Raw genomic sequence first — 16,172 nt, forward strand, 5'->3', positions numbered from 1 at the left:
TCGCCGCCCTTTTGGCGAAGCAGGCGTGGAAATCCAAGCGCGATATCGCTAGGCGGCACTTTGAGTCCGGTACCAGCCCGCTTCCCACCCGGCCACCCAGCGGCAGGATCATATGGGTGGCCGGGTGGGGAGCGGGCTGGTACCGCAAGCAAGCAAGGCCCGATGACCGATCCCAAGCCCTATACCTATGCCCAGGCGGGCGTCTCGATCGATGCCGGCAACGCGCTGGTCAAGGCGATCGCCCCGCTCGCCCGTTCCACGCGCCGCCCGGGCGCCGACGCCGATCTCGGCGGGTTCGGCGGGCTGTTCGACCTCAAGGCCGCGGGCTTCACCGATCCGCTGCTGGTCGCGGCGAACGACGGGGTCGGCACCAAGCTCAAGCTCGCGATCGAGCATGACCATCACGACGGCGTCGGCATCGACCTGGTCGCGATGTGCGCCAACGACCTGGTCGTGCAGGGCGCCGAGCCGCTGTTCTTCCTCGACTATTACGCTTCCGGCAAGCTCGTCCCCGGTGTCGCCGAGCGGGTGATCGCCTCGATCGCCGAAGGCTGCCGCCAGGCCGGCTGCGCGCTGATCGGGGGCGAGACCGCCGAGATGCCCGGCATGTACGCCGATGGCGATTATGACCTCGCCGGCTTCTGTGTCGGCGCGGTCGAGCGCGACCGGCTGCTCGACGGCAAGAAGATCGCGCCGGGCGACGTCCTGCTCGGGCTCGGATCGACCGGCGTGCACTCGAACGGCTATTCGCTCGTCCGCCGCCTCGCCGCGGACAAGGGGTGGAAGCTCGACCGCCCGGCGATCTTCGATCAGGAGACCATCCTGCTCGACGCGCTGATGGCGCCCACGCGTATCTATGTGAAGAGCCTGCTCCCGCTGCTGCGCGAGGGCGCGATCAACGGCCTCGCCCACATCACCGGCGGCGGCCTGCTCGAGAATATCCCGCGCGTGCTGCCCGAGGGCTGCCATGCCCGCGTCGATGCCGGTGCCTGGGCACAGCCACGGCTGATGGCGTTCCTGCAGGCGCAGGGCAGCATCGAGCCCGAGGAAATGGCGCGGACCTTCAACTGCGGCATCGGCATGGTCGCAGTGGTTGCCGCGGACAAGGCGGACGCGGTCGCGCAGGCGCTCGAGGGCGCGGGGGAGACTGTCCACCGCATCGGCGTGATCGAGGCGGGCCAGCGCGGCTGCACCGTCGCCGGCGGCGCCGAGACGTGGAGTGCCCGCGAGGCCTGGTCCGCCACGTATAATGGCTAAGCGCCGTCTCGGTATCCTCATCTCGGGCCGCGGCTCCAACATGATGGCGCTGGCCGAGGCCGCGCGCGATCCGGCGAGCCCGTACGAGGTCGCGCTGGTCGCTTCCGACAAGCCTGAAGCCCCCGGCCTCGCCTGGGCGGCGCAACGGGGTATCGCCACCTTCGCCCAAGCGCCCAAGGGCATGCCCAAGGCCGAGTACGAAGCCAGGATCGACGCCGCGCTGCGCGACTCCGGCGTCGAAGCCATCGCCCTCGCCGGCTACATGCGCCTGCTCACCGACGACTTCGTGGCGCGCTGGCGCGGGCGGATCGTCAACATCCATCCCTCGCTGCTGCCCAAATACAAGGGCCTCGACACCCACGCGCGAGCGATCGAGGCAGGCGACGCGCACGGCGGCTGCTCGGTCCATATCGTCACCGAGGAACTCGACGGCGGCGAGGTGCTCGGCCAGGCGCAAGTCCCGATCCTGCCCGGCGACACCCCCGAAACCCTGGCGACACGCGTGCTCGCCGAGGAACATCGCCTCTATCCCCGCATTGTCGCGGAATGGCTGAGCAGATGACCCCCGAAGCGGCCGCGGCGCTGGAAAAGCTCCGTGCCGCCGCGCTCGCGCTGCCCGATGCGGACGAGAAGCTCTCGCACGGCATGCCCGCCTTCTTCATCACCAAGGGCAAGATGTTCGCCTATTTCTGGCACCATCATCATGGCGACGACGTCACCGCCGCGATCGTCAAGACCAGCGGGATCGAGGAGCAGCAAATGCTCATCGAGATGGAGCCGGACCTCTATTACCGGCCGCCTTATTTCGGCCCGTCGGGCTGGGTCGGCATCCATCTCGACCGTCCGGCGACCGACTGGGACCGCGTCGCCGACCGAGTCGCGATCAGCTGGGAGCTCGTCGCCCCGCGCCGCCTGCTCGAAGTGGGCGGGCGCTGACTGCCGCGCCGGCAAGCCGGTCTGAACAGGGGATATTTTCCCGCGCAGCCGAGTATTCGAAAGACCATTCGCAATCACGGAGCCGCTCAAATGGCCCACTCGCGCGAACCTTTCGATCAGCCCGGCGAGGCCAGCGTCGAGGCGGGGCTGGTGCTGCTCGACGGGCCCGATGGCGTCGCCTTCGCGATGACGCCCGATGCCGCCGAGGCGACCGGCCGGCGCCTCGTCATCGCCGCCGCCCAAGCGCGCGACAAGGCGCCCGCCCCGCCGCCCCGCGACGATCGCTGACGCATCGCATGCCCTTGCCACCGCCGTCCCGCGCCCGCAAACAGGGGCGATGCTGAAGGTCGCCAGCTACAATATGCGCAAGTCGATCGGCACCGACCGGCGGCGGCGGCCCGAGCGGACGCTCGAGGTGCTCCGCGAGATCGACGCCGACGTGGTCGCGCTGCAGGAAGCCGACCGCCGCTTCGGTGCGCGTCAGGGCGTCATCACCCCCCACCTGCTCGAGGAGCACAGCCCATGGAAGGCGGTGCAGTTCGGCGTGCGCAGCGGCAGCATGGGCTGGCACGGCAACGCGATCCTCGTTCGCAAGGAGGCGCAGATCCTCGATTGCGAGATCCTGCACTTGCCCGCGCTCGAGCCGCGCGGTGCGGTGATGGCTGATCTCCGCGTCAATGGCGAGGTGGTGCGCGTGGTCGGCATGCATCTCGACCTGTCGGGGTTGTGGCGGCGGCGCCAGGCGCATGCGATCCTCGCGCATCTCGACGCCAGCGTGCGCCGGCTGCCGACGGTGATGATGGGCGATCTCAACGACTGGAGCGCCCAGTCGGGCTGCCTGCGCGACTTCGGCCGCCATTTCACCTTCGCCGAGACGGGCCGCTCGTTCCACGCCCGCCGTCCGGTCGCCCGGCTCGACCGGATCATGGTCTCGCCCGAGCTGGCGGTGGCCGAGAGCGGCGTGCACGACAGCGCCGCCGCGCGCACCGCATCCGATCACCTGCCTGTCTGGGCCGCGGTGGCGCGAAGCTGAGATGCGCGACCGCGAACTGCGCCTCGCCCTGGTCTGCTATGGCGGCATCAGCCTTGCCGTCTACATGCACGGCATCACCAAGGAGATCTGGCACCTTGCCCGCGCCAGCCGCGCGCATCACGACGGCGACGCGCCAGGGGCGGGCACCGAGTCGATCTATCATGCGCTGCTCGACGAGATCGGCGAGACGACCGGCATCCGCCTGCGCGCGATCGTCGACATCGTCGCCGGCGCCAGCGCGGGCGGGATCAACGGCGTGTTCCTGGCGCAGGCGATCGCGACCGGCCAGTCGCTCGACCCGCTCACCGATCTGTGGCTGCAGGTCGCCGATGTCGAGGCGCTGCTCAACCCCGAGCACGGCCCCTCGCACAAGCTCGCCAAGATCTGGGCGCTGCCGATCGCCTGGATGCTCGCCCGCGACGGTTCGAGCGTCGACGAGACGGTCGAGGCCAGCGCGCGCGAGGAGGTCCGCGCCAAGCTCGAGAAGTTCGTCCGCTCGCGCTGGTTCGAGCCGCCCTTCGGCGGCCGCGAGCTCACCAGCATGATGCTCGATGCGCTCGATATGATGGCGAAGACGCCCGCCGGGCCGCGGCTGCTGCCGGCGGGCCAGCCGCTCGACCTGTTCGTCACCGTCACCGATTTCCGCGGCCATCCCGAGCGGCTGAAGCTCAATTCGCCGCCCGAAGTGGTCGAGACCGAGCATCGGCTGGTCTTCTCGTTCAGCGACCATGGCGACGCGGCCGCCGAGTTCGCGCACCCCGCCGAGCTCGCCTTCGCCGCGCGCGCCACCTCGAGCTTCCCCGGCGCCTTCCCGCCGGCCACCATCGGCGAGCTCGACGCATTGCTCGCCGAGCGCGGCATGGCGTGGCCGGGGCGCGAGGCGTTCCTCGAGCACGTCCTGCCGCGCCAGTACGCCGCGGGCGTGGCGGACAAGGCTGCGCTGATCGACGGCTCGGTGCTCGCCAACGCGCCCTTCCGTCCGGCAATCGACGCGCTCAAGGAGCGCCCCGCGCGGCGCCAGATCGACCGCCGCTTCGTCTTCGTCGATCCGACCCCCGGCCATCGCCTCGGCTTCTACAGCGAGGCGCCGGATAATCCCGGCTTCTTCCAGACGATCATCGGCGCGCTGTCGGAGCTGCCGCGCCAGCAGCCGATCCGCGACAATCTCGAGTCGCTCAGCCTCCGCTCGGCACGCATCGAGCGGATGCTGGCGATCGTCGAGCGCATCCGCGCCGAGGTCGAGGCGCAGGTCGAATCGCTGTTCGGCTACACGCTGTTCCTCGATTATCCCACGCCCAAGCGCCTCGCCGCCTGGCGCAGCCGCGCGCAGGTCGCCGCCGCGGCCAAGGCCGGCTACGGCCACGCCGCCTACGGCATGCTCAAAGTCGAGGGCGTGATGGATCGCATTTCCACCCATCTCCATCAGATCGGCGATCAGCCGGGCCCCGACCGCTGGCGGCGGTTGCGTGACGCGGTCGGGGCGGAGATCCTTCGCCGGGGCGCCGACGATTTCGGCACCAGCCATCCCGGCTCGGCGAGCCCGGCGACGCTCGACCTCTTGCGCGCGCACGATCTCGGCTTCCGCATCCGCCGCCTGCGCCTGCTCGCGCGGCGCATGACCGAGCTCGACCAGGAGCATGAGAATGCCGAGCTGACCCCGATGCGCGACGCCATCTACGAATCGCTCGCCGCCTATCTCGAATGCCAGCGCGCCGATCCATTCCTGGGGCTGCGCGAGGCGGTGCGTGCCGCCGATCTCGATGCCGCCGCGCTGCTCGACGAACTCGCCGGCCGCATGGACTTGCGCACGCTCGACCGCGAGACCGACGAACGCCTCTCCGCCGGCCTTTCCGCGCTGTCGAAGGACATGCGCCGGCCGATGCTGCTCGCCTATCTCGGCTTCCCTTTCTTCGACATCGCGACGCTGCCGCTGCTGCAGGGCGAGGGGCTCAACGAGTTCGACCCGATCCGCGTCGACCGCATCTCGCCCGATGACGCCACCTCGATCCGCAAGGGCGGGGCGCAGGCGACGCTCAAGGGCATCCAGTTCAACAATTTCGGCGCCTTCTTCAGCCGTGCCTATCGCGAGAACGACTATCTCTGGGGCCGCCTGCACGGCACCGAACGCCTCGTGGACATTCTCCTCTCCACCCTCCCCGCCAATTCGACATTGGGGCCGGGCCGGGTCGCTTCGATCAAGCGGGCGATGTTCCTCGCCATCCTCGACGAGGAGGAGGGGCGCCTCAAGACGATCCCCTCCCTGTTCGCGCAACTGCGTGCCGAGATCGGCTGAGGCTGGCCAATCCGACCCACCCGCCTTAAAGCTACCGAAACGACACTTGGAACGACAAGGGCGCGCACCGCGGATGCAGTTTCTCAAGGCATTGTTCTGGTTCCTGATCCTCGGTCTCGTCGCGGCTTTTGCGGTGACCAACTGGCATCCGGTCGAGATTCAGCTGTGGAGCGGCCTCGTCGCCGATGTGAACCTGCCTTTCCTGCTCCTCGTCATCTTCCTCGCCGGCTTCGTGCCGATGCTGCTGCTGTTCCACACCGTGCGCTGGCGGCTGCGCCAGCGGATCGGGATGCTCGAACGCACGGTCGACGAGCTGCGCAACCTCCACGCCACGTCGCCCGCGGCGTCCGGCATGCCGATCGCGCCCGATCCCGGGGCCGAGCCCGCCGAGACCCCCGCAGCCCCGCCGCTGGTGGCGCCATGAGCTCGCCGATCTACGTCGCCCTCGACACCCCCGATCTCGACCGCGCCAAGGCGATCGCCAAGCGCGTCCGTCATCATGTCGGCGGGATCAAGCTCGGCCTCGAATTCTTCATGGCCAATGGCCGCGCCGGCGTGCACGAAATGGCGGAGATCGGGTTGCCGATCTTCCTCGACCTCAAATTCCATGACATCCCCAACACCGTCGGCAAGGCGGTGCAGGCGCTGCGCCCGCTCGAGCCCGCGATCATCACCGTCCACGCCGCGGGCGGCCGCGCGATGCTCGAGGACGCCAAGGCCGCCGCGCCCAACGGCACCAAGGTCGTCGCGGTAACGATGCTCACCAGCCTCGACGCCAGCGACCTGCGCTCGATCGGCCTGTCGCCCGATCCGCACGAGCAGGTCGTCCGCCTCGCCGAACTCGCCCGGTCCGCGGGCGTCGACGGCATCGTCTGCTCGGGCGCGGAAGTGAAGGCGGCGCACGAGGCGTGGAAGGACGGTTTCTTCGTCATCCCCGGCGTGCGCCCGTCGAACGGGAATTCGGGCGACCAGAAGCGCGTCGTCACGCCGCGCGCCGCGCTCGATGCCGGCGCCTCGATCCTGGTGATCGGCCGTCCGATCACCCAGGCCGCCGATCCCGATCTCGCCGCGCGGGAGATCGAAGCGACGCTTTAATCGAAGGAGGGGACGATGGTTCGCGTTGCGGGTATCACGTTGCTTGCGTTGATCGTTGCCGCGTTCCCCGGATCGGCGGGCGTGCCGGCAGCTGCCCCCGCCCAGTCGGCGAGCTTCGACTGTGCGAAAGCTGGCCACCCGCTCGAGAAGACCATCTGCGCCAGCCCGAAGCTGCGCGCGCTCGATGCCGAGGTCGCCGCTGCCTACAGGGAGAGGCTGGCGCTGATCTTCGATAAGCAGGCGTTCCGCGGTCAGCAGCGCGACTGGCAGCAGATCCTGCGTACTCGCTGCGCCAGCAAGTGCGACGCCGCTGCGGTGGAGGCGGACTATGTCCAGCAGCGCGACTCGCTGCGCGCGCCGCTCCCGGAGAATTACGAGGCGAGCTACAAGACCGCCGATGTCGCGACACTGACGATCAACCATGTCGACGCGCGTCGGTTCGACTTCACCCTGATCCGCGACCGCGAGGGCGAGACGTTGTGCAAGCTTCCAGGGTCCGACGGCGAGGCCGGCGCGGTCGCCACGCTCGCGTCACCCGCCAACGCGAGCTGGAGCGCGGGAGCGTGCCGGATCGACTTCACGCTCAAGCGCGACGCCGGCGGCCATGTCGTCGCGATCACCACCGCCGCTTCCTCCGGCTGCAAGCGCTATTGCAAGGGCGCCTTCGGGCTGACCGACAACTTCACCCCCGCCAACAACTGGGTGGCGGGCAACCAATAGGCGTTGCATCGATCCGCGGCCCGCCCGAGAGACGGTGAATGACTGTCACCATTCGCCCTGCGGCCGCCGCTGACCTGCCCCGCCTGCACCCCGTGGTGGAACGCGCCTATCGCGGCGAGAGCGCCCGCGCCGGCTGGACGCACGAGGCCGATCTCGTCTCGGGCGAGCGCACCGACCTCGCGACGCTTCGCTCGCTGCTCGACGGCGGCAGCCGCCTGCTGGTCGCGCTCGACGGTGACACCATCCTCGGCTGCGTCAATGTCGCCGACCGCGGGAACGGCCTCGCCTATCTCGGCCTGCTCTGCGTCGATCCGCAGCTCCAGGCCGGCGGCATCGGCAAGCAGCTGGTCGCCGCCGCCGAAGCCACCGCGCGCGACAGCTTCGCCGCCACCCGGATCGAGATGACCGTGATCGACCGCCGCGCCGAGCTGATCGCCTGGTACCTCCGCCACGGCTATGCCGCTTCGGGCGAGACGCGTCCCTTTCCGGTCCCGCTCGACCCGCCGCTGTCGATGACCGTGCTGGTCAAGCAATTGGCGACCTGAACCCACTCGCGTCAACTTCCGCTTGCCGAATCGGGCGCGCCGCCCGATTGACGGAGCCGATGCCGGTCACCGCCAAGATCTGCGGCCTTTCCACCGCCGCGACCCTCGATGCGGCCGTGGCCGGAGGCGCCAGCCATGTCGGCTTCGTCTTCTTCCCGCCCTCGCCGCGTCACGTCACCTTCGACCAGGCCGCCGCGCTCGCGGCGCGCGTGCCGGCACAGGTCGGCAAGGTCGGCGTGTTCGTCGATCCCGAGGACGCGCTGCTCGACCAGGCGATCCGCGCCGCCCGGCTCGACGCGATCCAGCTCCACCGTGCCACGCCCGAGCGCGCCGCGGCGATCGGCACGCGCACCCGCCTGCCCGTCTGGGCGGCGGTCGCGGTCAAGACCCGCGCCGATCTCGATATCGCCAACGCCTATCGCGGAGCGGTCCAGCGCCTGCTCTACGACGCCAAGGTGCCCGAGGAGGCCAAGCTGCCCGGCGGCATGGGGCTGCGCTTCGACTGGACCTTGCTGCAGGGCTTCACCCACCCGCTGCCCTGGGCGCTGTCGGGCGGGCTCGACCCGGCAAACGTCGCCGAGGCGGTGGGGATCACCGGTGCGCGGCTGGTCGATGTCTCGTCGGGCGTCGAATCCGCGCCCGGCGTCAAGGACGAGGCGAAGATCGCGGCGTTCCTCAAGACGGTCGCGACGCTGTAACAATGCTTGGCGTGCGCCGAAGACGGGCCTAAACGCCCCTCACGATGACCGTCCCCAATTCCCAGAGCGCCCAGCCTCCCGCGAAGGCGAATAGCCTTCGCCAACAACCGGACTCGCGCGGGCATTTCGGCCAGTTCGGCGGCCGCTACGTCGCCGAGACGCTGATGCCGCTGATCCTCGATCTCGAGCGCGAGTATCGCGCGGCCAAGGTCGATCCGGCGTTCAAGGCGCAGTTCGACGGCCTCATGAAGCATTATGTCGGCCGCCCCTCGCCGCTCTACTTCGCCGAGCGCCTGACCCAGCATTACCGTGAAGGCGCTGCCGCGGGCCGGGGCGCGAAAATCTACTTCAAGCGCGAGGAGCTCAACCACACCGGCGCGCACAAGATCAACAACTGCATCGGCCAGATCCTGCTCGCCATCCGCATGGGCAAGACGCGGATCATCGCCGAGACCGGCGCGGGCCAGCACGGCGTCGCCACCGCCACCGTCGCGGCGCGCTTCGGCCTGCCCTGCACCATCTTCATGGGCGCCAAGGATATCGAGCGCCAGCAGCCCAACGTGTTCCGCATGAAGCTGCTCGGCGCCGAGGTGCGGCCCGTCACCAGCGGCTCGCAGAGCCTCAAGGATGCGATGAACGAGGCGCTGCGCGACTGGGTCGCGACCGTGCACGACACCTTCTACATCATCGGCACCGCCGCCGGCCCGCATCCCTACCCCGAGCTGGTGCGCGACTTCCAGAGCGTGATCGGCACCGAGAGCCGGGCGCAGATGCTCGAGGCCGAGGGCCGCCTGCCCGACCTGCTGATCGCCGCAGTCGGCGGGGGCAGCAATGCGATCGGCCTGTTCCACCCCTTCCTCGACGATCCGGACGTCGCGATGATCGGCGTCGAGGCCGCGGGCAAGGGCATCGACACCAGCGAACATGCCGCCAGCCTCACCGGCGGCGCGCCCGGCATCCTCCACGGCAACAAGACCTATCTGCTGCAGGACGAGGACGGCCAGATCACCGAGGCGCATTCGATCAGCGCCGGCCTCGACTATCCCGGCATCGGCCCCGAGCATAGCTGGCTGCACGAGAGCGGCCGGGTCGAGTATCTGCCGATTACCGATACGCAGGCGCTCGACGCGTTCCAGCTGTGCTGCAAGCTCGAAGGCATCATCCCCGCGCTCGAAAGCTCGCACGCGCTGGCAGCTTTGGAGACCAAGGCACGGGAAATGAACGAGGACCAGATCATCCTGGTCAACGTCTCCGGCCGCGGCGACAAGGACATCTACACCGTCGCACAGGCGATGGGGGCGGAGATATGAGCCGACGCTTGCTGATGAAGACTCTCTGGATTGCAGCTGTGCTTATCGTCATTTGGGGCGCTCTCACTCTTCTCGTTGTCGCGCTCGACATTCAGAGGCCGTGGAGCGGCGGCATCGGAGGTTTTGCCGGGGCACTCGTTCTTCCATGGGCCTGGCGCTTTTTCGATCGCCGTTGGCCCAAGCCAAAAGCGGGGTGGGTAGAATGACCCGCCTCACCTCCGCCTTCGCCGCCGCTGCGTCCCAGCACCGCGCCGCGCTCGTCACCTTCGTCACCGCAGGCGACGGCGACACCGCCGCGATCCTCGACGCGCTGGTTGCGGGCGGCGCCGATGTGATCGAGCTCGGCATGCCCTTCACCGATCCGATGGCCGACGGCCCGGCGATCCAGGCCGCGAACCTGCGCAGCCTCGCCGCGGGCACGCGCACCGCCGACGTCCTCGCCATCGCCGCCGCCTTCCGCGAGCGCCATCCGGACACGCCGCTGGTGCTGATGGGCTATGCCAACACCATGACCCGCCCGACGCCCGAGGCGTTCGCGCAGAACGCAGCGGACGCAGGCGTCGACGGCACCATCATCGTCGACATCCCGCCCGAGGAAGCCGACGAGATCGCGCCCTTCGCCGCGCACGGCATCGCCACGATCCGCCTCGCCACCCCGACCACCGACGCGGCGCGCCTGCCCGCGGTGCTGAGCGGCGCCAGCGGCTTCCTCTACTACGTCTCGGTCGCCGGCATCACCGGGCTGCAACAGGCCGCGCAGGACAGCATCGAGGCGGCGGTCGCCAGGCTCAAGGCCGCCACCGACCTCCCCGTCGCGGTCGGTTTCGGCGTGCGCACCCCCGAACAGGCCGCCGCGATCGGCCGCGTCGCCGACGGCGTGGTGGTCGGCTCGGCGATCATCGACCTGATCGCGCAGCACGGCGCCGATGCGCCCGCCGCCGTCCGCACCTATATCGAATCCCTGTCGGCCACACTGAAGGCCGCCCGAAAGGGCGTTTATGTTTAAGGAAATTTGGGCATGAGCTGGCTCACCCGCGTCCGCAACGCGATCTCGTTCGTCATCCCCAACAAGGCGGAGACGCCCGACAACCTGTGGCACAAGTGCAAGGGCTGCGGGCAGATGGTGTTCACCAAGGAGCTTCTGGAGAATCTCTCGGTCTGCCCGATCTGCGACCATCACGAGCGCATCGGCGGCAAGGCGCGCTTCGACCAGCTGTTCGACCCCGGCTACACCGTGCTGCCGAGCCCGCGCGTGACCGAGGACCCGCTCAAGTTCCGCGACCAGAAGCCCTATCCCGCGCGAATCAAGGCCGCGCGCGCCGCGACCGGCGAGCAGGACGCCTTCCTCAACGCCAGCGGCACGATCCTCGGCCACAAGGCAGTGGTCGGCGTGCAGGACTTCGCCTTCATGGGCGGCTCGATGGGCCAGGCGGTGGGCGAGGCGTTCATCGCCGGTGTCGAGGCCGCGATCGGCGCGCGCGCGCCCTACATCGTGTTCACCGCCTCGGGCGGCGCGCGCATGCAGGAGGGCATCCTCAGCCTGATGCAGATGCCGCGCAGCACCGTCGCGATCTCGATGCTCCACGACGCCGGCCTGCCCTATATCGTCGTGCTCACCGACCCCACCTCGGGCGGCGTGATGGCGGCCTATGCCATGCTAGGCGACGTCCAGATCGCCGAGCCCAAGGCGACGCTCGCCTTCACCGGCCGCCGCGTGATCGAGAACACGATCCGCGAGAAGCTGCCCGACGATTTCCAGACCAGCGAATATTATCTCGACCACGGCCTGATCGACATGGTCGTCCACCGCAAGGAACTGCGCGAGAAGCTCGGCCAGCTCATCGGCCTGCTGGTCGGCGGGGAGAAGGCGGCGGCCTGACCCTTGCGGCGACGATGCCCGATCACGCCACCTCCAGCCACCCCGCGGTCCAGCGCCAACTCGACCGGCTGATGACGCTCGGCCCGGGTGCCGACATCCTCGGGCTCGGGCGCATCACCGCGCTGCTCGCGCGTATCGGCAATCCCCACCTCGCACTCCCGCCCGTGCTCCATGTCGCGGGGACCAACGGCAAGGGCTCGACCTGCGCCTTCCTGCGCGCCGCGATCGAGGCCGCGGGCCTCACCGCGCACGTCTATTCGAGCCCCCACCTCGTCCGCTTCAACGAGCGCATCCGCCTCGCCGGCCAGTTGATCGAGGACGACGCGCTCGCCGTGCTGCTCGAGGAGGTGCTCGACGCCTCCGAATTTGCGGGCGGCAATATCGGCGCGAGCTTCTTCGAGGTCACCACCGCCGCTGCCTTCCTCGCCTTTTCGCGCACCTCGGCCGATGCCTGCGTGATCGAAATCGGCCTGGGCGGGCGGCTCGACGCCACCAACGTCGTCCCCGCCCCCGCCGCCTGCGCGATCGCTCAGCTCGGCATCGACCATCAGGCCTTCCTCGGCGACACCGCCGAGGTCATCGCCGGGGAAAAGGCCGGTATCGCCAAGCGCGGCGTCCCGCTCGTCACCATGGCCTATGCCGACTCCGTCGCCGCGCGCATCGCCGAAGTCGCCGCTGCCGCCGGAGCCCCGGTCCTCGCACAGGGTGCGGCCTGGGACTTCGAGGTCGCCGCTGATCGCCTCCACTATCGCGACGCCGGCGGCACGATCGAGACACCGCTTCCTGCGCTCGCCGGCCCGCACCAGCCCGCCAATCTCGCGCTCGCCATCGCCACGCTGCGCCAGCAGCAGCACGTCGCGATCCCGTCCGCCGCGCTCGCCGCCGCAGCGACCGCCGCCCGCTGGCCCGCGCGCATGCAGCGCCTCGCCGCCGGTCCCCTGCTCGGCCTGCTTCCGCCCGGCAGCCAGCTCTGGCTCGACGGCGGCCATAACGAGGCCGCCGCCCGGTCGGTCAGCGCCGCGCTCGCCGAAGTGGCGGGCGAGCGCCCCGTCCACCTCGTCCTCGGCATGCTGTCCAACAAGGACGCCACCGGATTGCTCGCCCCCTTCGTTCCGATGGCACGGTCGCTCACTGCCATTCCCGTGCCGGGTCATGCCCACCACGCACCCGCCGATCTCGCCGGGATCGCCTGCCGCCTCGGTATCCCGGCCGCCGACACCGCCGAAGACCCCGAATCGGCGCTGCGTCGGATCGCCTCCCGGCTTCCCTCGCACGAGCCCTTGCCGGTCGTCCTCATCCTCGGTTCGCTCTATCTCGCAGGCGAAGTGCTCCGCGCGAACGACGAGCTGCCCGACTGATCCTTATTGCGATTGACTATCAATAACAGGATGTCAGGATAACCGGACGAATCGACTCCGGAGTCCCGCATGACCGCAATCGCCACGCTCGGCCACGCCCTGCCCCGCCTCCAGCCGGAGGATCCGGGCGCGCGGCTGCTGCTGTTCGGCATCCGCCAGCTCGGCGCCAACGGCCTGTCCGACGCCGCCGCCGCGCATGCCTTCGTCACCGGCTTCGGCAAGGGGTTTCGCCGCCCGCTGCTGCTGCTGCGCACGCTGATGGCGGAGATGTCGGCGGCCTCCTCGGGCCCGATCCAGATCGCGCCGTGGTGCTGCGCGCGCATGACCGGCGCGGAGGGCGCCTTGCTCGACGTCATCGCCTGCGCGCCCCTCGATCCCGAGCGCGCGCGCCTGCTGCTCGCCGACCTGCTCGGCGCGCGCCGCGTCGACGGCGTGCTGGCCACCGCCCATGCGCTGTCCAACGCGTTCGCCGACGCCGGCCTGCCGCTCGAGGCCTAGCCCGCCTTCGCGCGCAATCGCGTCAGCGTCTCCGCGGCCCAGCGATACATCCCGGCCTCCGCCGCGCGCTGCTGCCGGTCGAGCCGCTTGGCCCGCGCCTCGACCTCCTCGAGCACCTTGCGCGCCTTGTTCTCCCAGCCCTCGGCGAGCAGCAACGCGGCATAGCGGCACCGCGCCTCTTCGCCCGGCAGCCGCGTCGCCACATCGGCATAGAGCGCCAGCGCCTCCTCGTTGCGCCCGAGATGCTCGAGCATCCGCGCACGCAGCAGCCCGTGCCGGTCGCGCTCGCTCTGTCCGGCGGGCGGCTCCAGCCCATCGAGCAGCGCCAGCGCCTCCCCCGCATGCCCCTGCTCGAAGATCGTCCGCGCCAGCTTCCCCTGCGTCCGTGCGTCGTCCGGGGCCTTGGCCAGCGCCTCGCGATAGGCCGCCTCGGCCTCGCTCCAGCGGCCGAGATCGGCGCAGGCGTCGCCCAGCCGCACCCGGTTCGCCACCGTGTCGGTCAATTCCACCGCCTCGCGCGCGGCGCGCAGCTCGCGCTCGGGATCGAGCGCCGCGCTCGCCTTGGCGCGCACCGTGCGGACATGCCGGTTGCCCTGCAGCCCGGGCAGGATCTCGACGATGAAATAGGCGATCGCGCCGACCATCGGCAGGAAGATCAGCGCGGTCAGCCACAGCGGATTGCGTCCGGTCTTCACCAGATGCACGACGCACGCGACCTGGATCGCGATGATGCCGAGATAGAGGATCACGCCGGGTTGCGGATCACGGGCGGCTCGGGCCCTTCCGGCTCGGCATCGGCGCGCGCGTCGCCTTCGCCTTGAGTCCCGGCGTCGCCGATCGAGCGGTCGACCAGTCCCGTGCGCATCATCCACCAGAAGAGGACGATCCCCGGCACCGCCACCAGCCCGGTGAGCAGGTAGAAGTTCACATAGCCCATCGCCTCGATCAGCGACCCCGCGCTGGTGCCGGTGATGAAGCGCCCGACGATGCTCGCCGCCGCCGAGATCAGCGCATATTGCGCGGCGGTGTAGCGCAGGTCGGTGAGCGCCGAGAAATAGGCGACCAGCACCACGCCGCCGATCCCGCTCGCGAAATTCTCGAAGCACATCGCCGCCGCCATCACCAGGTTCGAATGGCCGATCGCCGCGAGCCCCGCGAAGGAGAGGTTGGAGATCGCCATCAGCACCAGGCTCAGCAGCACCGAGCGTTTCATGCCGATCCGCGCATAGAGCACGCCGCCGACGAAGATGCCGACCATCAGCGCGAAGAAGCCAAGGCCGACGTCGTAGAACGCGATCTCGTCGTTGCTGAAGCCGAGATCGTCGAACAGCAGCCGCACGGTGAGCTGGCTCAGCGTGTCGCCGAGCTTGTGGACGAGGATGAAGAGGAGCACGATCAGCGCGCCCTCGCGCGTGAAGAATTGCGCGAATGGCCCCCAGATCGACTTGGCGACCTGGGCGACGCCGCGCCGCTCGGCCGCCTCGCGGTGCCGCGCCGGCTCGCCCACGACGATCCCCGCGATCACCGCGGGCAGCACGAACAGCGCACAGGCGGCATAGGCCGCCTCCCAGCCCGCGCGGGCCGCGATCACCAGCGCCAGCGCACCCGCGCTCGCCGACCCGATGCGCCAGCCATATTGCGACATGCCCGAGCCGACGCCCAGTTGGCGCGGCTCGAGGATCTCGATGCGGAACCCGTCGATGACGATGTCGTAGGTCGCGCCCGCCACCCCGACCAGGATCGCCGCGGTGATGATCGGCATGATGTTGTTCGCGTCCGGCGGCGTCAGCGCAAGGTTGATCACCGCTGCGGCGACCAGGACCGCGGAGACGATCAGCCACGACACGCGCTGCCCCAGCCTGCTCAGCAGCGGGATGCGCACGCCGTCGACCACCCACGCCCAGATCCATTTGAGGTTGTAGACCAGGATCGCCAGCGTGAAGGCGGTGATGGTCGACTTGTCGATCCCCTCCTGCGCCAGCCGCGAGGTCAGCGTCGCGCCGATCATCGCATAGGGGAAGCCCGACGAGATGCCGAGCGCCAGCGCGGCGAGCGGCGCGGTCTCGAAATAGGGGCGCACCGCCTCGGGCAGTTCCTCGCGCCAGCTTGCCGGCGCCGCGGCGCGTGCGGCGAGGAAGGCCGCGACCAGCGCCGCGGCGCCTGCGAACAGGCCGAACGACGGCGCGAGGACCGCGCCGGCCTCGCGCAGCGCCTTGGGCGGCGCATAGACCGTGTAGAGCGACGCGATCAGCACCAGCGCCAGCGCCACGACACTGCCGGCGACCAGCATCGACGCGCCGCCACGCCGCCGCCAGATCAGGCTCGCGCCGAGCGTGATGAGCACCACGAGCAGCGCGATGTTGAAGGTCATCGACGGGGCGAGCGACACGCCCGGCCCGGTTACGCCGCGCGCGATGTCGAACCCGCGGCCGATCACCGGTTGCGCGCCGGGCAATGTGACCGACAGCCATGGCAGCAGCAGCGAGGCCAGCCCGCCGAGCAGCGCGAGCTGCGCGATCACATAACCGAAACCGTTCTTGTCCTCAGTCC

At 69.9% G+C, this 16,172-nt stretch carries 18 protein-coding genes; 16 read left to right on the top strand and 2 right to left on the bottom strand.

Annotated features, from left to right (window positions below; translation table 11 throughout):
* The first annotated feature begins 162 nt into the window (after positions 1-162).
* The 16 genes from purM to ACO227_RS15780 all read left to right on the top strand — a co-directional run bounded on the left by purM (position 163) and on the right by ACO227_RS15780 (position 13,622).
* Complete coding sequence (gene purM / locus ACO227_RS15705; protein WP_423602959.1) at positions 163-1,257, top strand: phosphoribosylformylglycinamidine cyclo-ligase; 1,095 nt, start codon at positions 163-165, stop codon at positions 1,255-1,257.
* Entirely contained in the window at positions 1,250-1,819 is a 570-nt protein-coding gene (purN, locus tag ACO227_RS15710; protein WP_423602961.1) for a phosphoribosylglycinamide formyltransferase, read from the top strand. The genes purM and purN overlap by 8 nt, the downstream gene beginning before the upstream one ends.
* A complete protein-coding gene (locus ACO227_RS15715) occupies positions 1,816-2,193 on the top strand; it encodes an MmcQ/YjbR family DNA-binding protein (protein ID WP_423602963.1) in 378 nt (125 codons plus the stop codon). Before purN ends, ACO227_RS15715 begins: the two co-directional genes overlap by 4 nt.
* A 90-nt stretch (positions 2,194-2,283) precedes the next feature.
* Complete coding sequence (locus tag ACO227_RS15720; protein ID WP_423602965.1) at positions 2,284-2,481, top strand: hypothetical protein; 198 nt, start codon at positions 2,284-2,286, stop codon at positions 2,479-2,481.
* 49 nt (positions 2,482-2,530) lie between these two features.
* Positions 2,531-3,226 (top strand): endonuclease/exonuclease/phosphatase family protein, encoded by a 696-nt coding sequence (locus tag ACO227_RS15725; RefSeq protein ID WP_423602966.1) that lies wholly within the window; start codon positions 2,531-2,533, stop codon positions 3,224-3,226.
* 1 nt (position 3,227) lies between these two features.
* Positions 3,228-5,519, top strand: coding sequence for a patatin-like protein (locus tag ACO227_RS15730; RefSeq protein ID WP_423602968.1), 2,292 nt, complete (start codon positions 3,228-3,230; stop codon positions 5,517-5,519).
* Between the two features lie 73 nt (positions 5,520-5,592).
* A complete protein-coding gene (locus ACO227_RS15735) occupies positions 5,593-5,943 on the top strand; it encodes a lipopolysaccharide assembly protein LapA domain-containing protein (protein WP_423602969.1) in 351 nt (116 codons plus the stop codon).
* Positions 5,940-6,614, top strand: coding sequence for an orotidine-5'-phosphate decarboxylase (gene pyrF / locus ACO227_RS15740; RefSeq protein WP_423602970.1), 675 nt, complete (start codon positions 5,940-5,942; stop codon positions 6,612-6,614). The genes ACO227_RS15735 and pyrF overlap by 4 nt, the downstream gene beginning before the upstream one ends.
* 15 nt (positions 6,615-6,629) lie before the next feature.
* A complete protein-coding gene (locus ACO227_RS15745; protein ID WP_423602972.1) occupies positions 6,630-7,334 on the top strand; it encodes a lysozyme inhibitor LprI family protein in 705 nt (234 codons plus the stop codon).
* 38 nt (positions 7,335-7,372) lie between these two features.
* Positions 7,373-7,879, top strand: coding sequence for a GNAT family N-acetyltransferase (locus ACO227_RS15750; RefSeq protein WP_423602974.1), 507 nt, complete (start codon positions 7,373-7,375; stop codon positions 7,877-7,879).
* 59 nt (positions 7,880-7,938) lie between these two features.
* Positions 7,939-8,577 carry a phosphoribosylanthranilate isomerase gene (locus ACO227_RS15755; protein WP_423602976.1) on the top strand — a complete coding sequence of 213 codons (639 nt, stop codon included), beginning with the start codon at positions 7,939-7,941 and terminating at the stop codon, positions 8,575-8,577.
* Between the two features lie 44 nt (positions 8,578-8,621).
* Entirely contained in the window at positions 8,622-9,887 is a 1,266-nt protein-coding gene (gene trpB / locus ACO227_RS15760) for a tryptophan synthase subunit beta (RefSeq protein ID WP_423602978.1), read from the top strand.
* A 202-nt stretch (positions 9,888-10,089) separates the two neighbouring features.
* Positions 10,090-10,893, top strand: a complete 804-nt coding sequence (gene trpA / locus ACO227_RS15765; RefSeq protein ID WP_423602979.1) for a tryptophan synthase subunit alpha — start codon at positions 10,090-10,092, stop codon at positions 10,891-10,893.
* Positions 10,894-10,905: 12 nt separating this feature from the next.
* Positions 10,906-11,766, top strand: a complete 861-nt coding sequence (gene accD / locus ACO227_RS15770; protein ID WP_423602981.1) for an acetyl-CoA carboxylase, carboxyltransferase subunit beta — start codon at positions 10,906-10,908, stop codon at positions 11,764-11,766.
* Positions 11,767-11,780: 14 nt separating this feature from the next.
* Entirely contained in the window at positions 11,781-13,124 is a 1,344-nt protein-coding gene (locus ACO227_RS15775; RefSeq protein WP_423602983.1) for a bifunctional folylpolyglutamate synthase/dihydrofolate synthase, read from the top strand.
* A 69-nt stretch (positions 13,125-13,193) separates the two neighbouring features.
* Positions 13,194-13,622 (top strand): DUF6628 family protein, encoded by a 429-nt coding sequence (locus tag ACO227_RS15780; RefSeq protein WP_423602985.1) that lies wholly within the window; start codon positions 13,194-13,196, stop codon positions 13,620-13,622.
* Here the strand turns inward: ACO227_RS15780 and ACO227_RS15785 are convergent.
* Both ACO227_RS15785 and ACO227_RS15790 read right to left on the bottom strand, forming a co-directional pair.
* Positions 13,619-14,371 (bottom strand): tetratricopeptide repeat protein, encoded by a 753-nt coding sequence (locus tag ACO227_RS15785; protein ID WP_423602987.1) that lies wholly within the window; start codon positions 14,369-14,371, stop codon positions 13,619-13,621. The genes ACO227_RS15780 and ACO227_RS15785 overlap by 4 nt on opposite strands.
* Positions 14,368-15,714 (bottom strand): AmpG family muropeptide MFS transporter, encoded by a 1,347-nt coding sequence (locus tag ACO227_RS15790; RefSeq protein WP_423607375.1) that lies wholly within the window; start codon positions 15,712-15,714, stop codon positions 14,368-14,370. Before ACO227_RS15790 ends, ACO227_RS15785 begins: the two co-directional genes overlap by 4 nt.
* Between the last annotated feature and the right edge of the window lie 458 nt (positions 15,715-16,172).

It is taken from the genome of Sphingomonas sp. MS122 (assembly GCF_049532975.1).
GTDB lineage: Bacteria > Pseudomonadota > Alphaproteobacteria > Sphingomonadales > Sphingomonadaceae > Sphingomonas.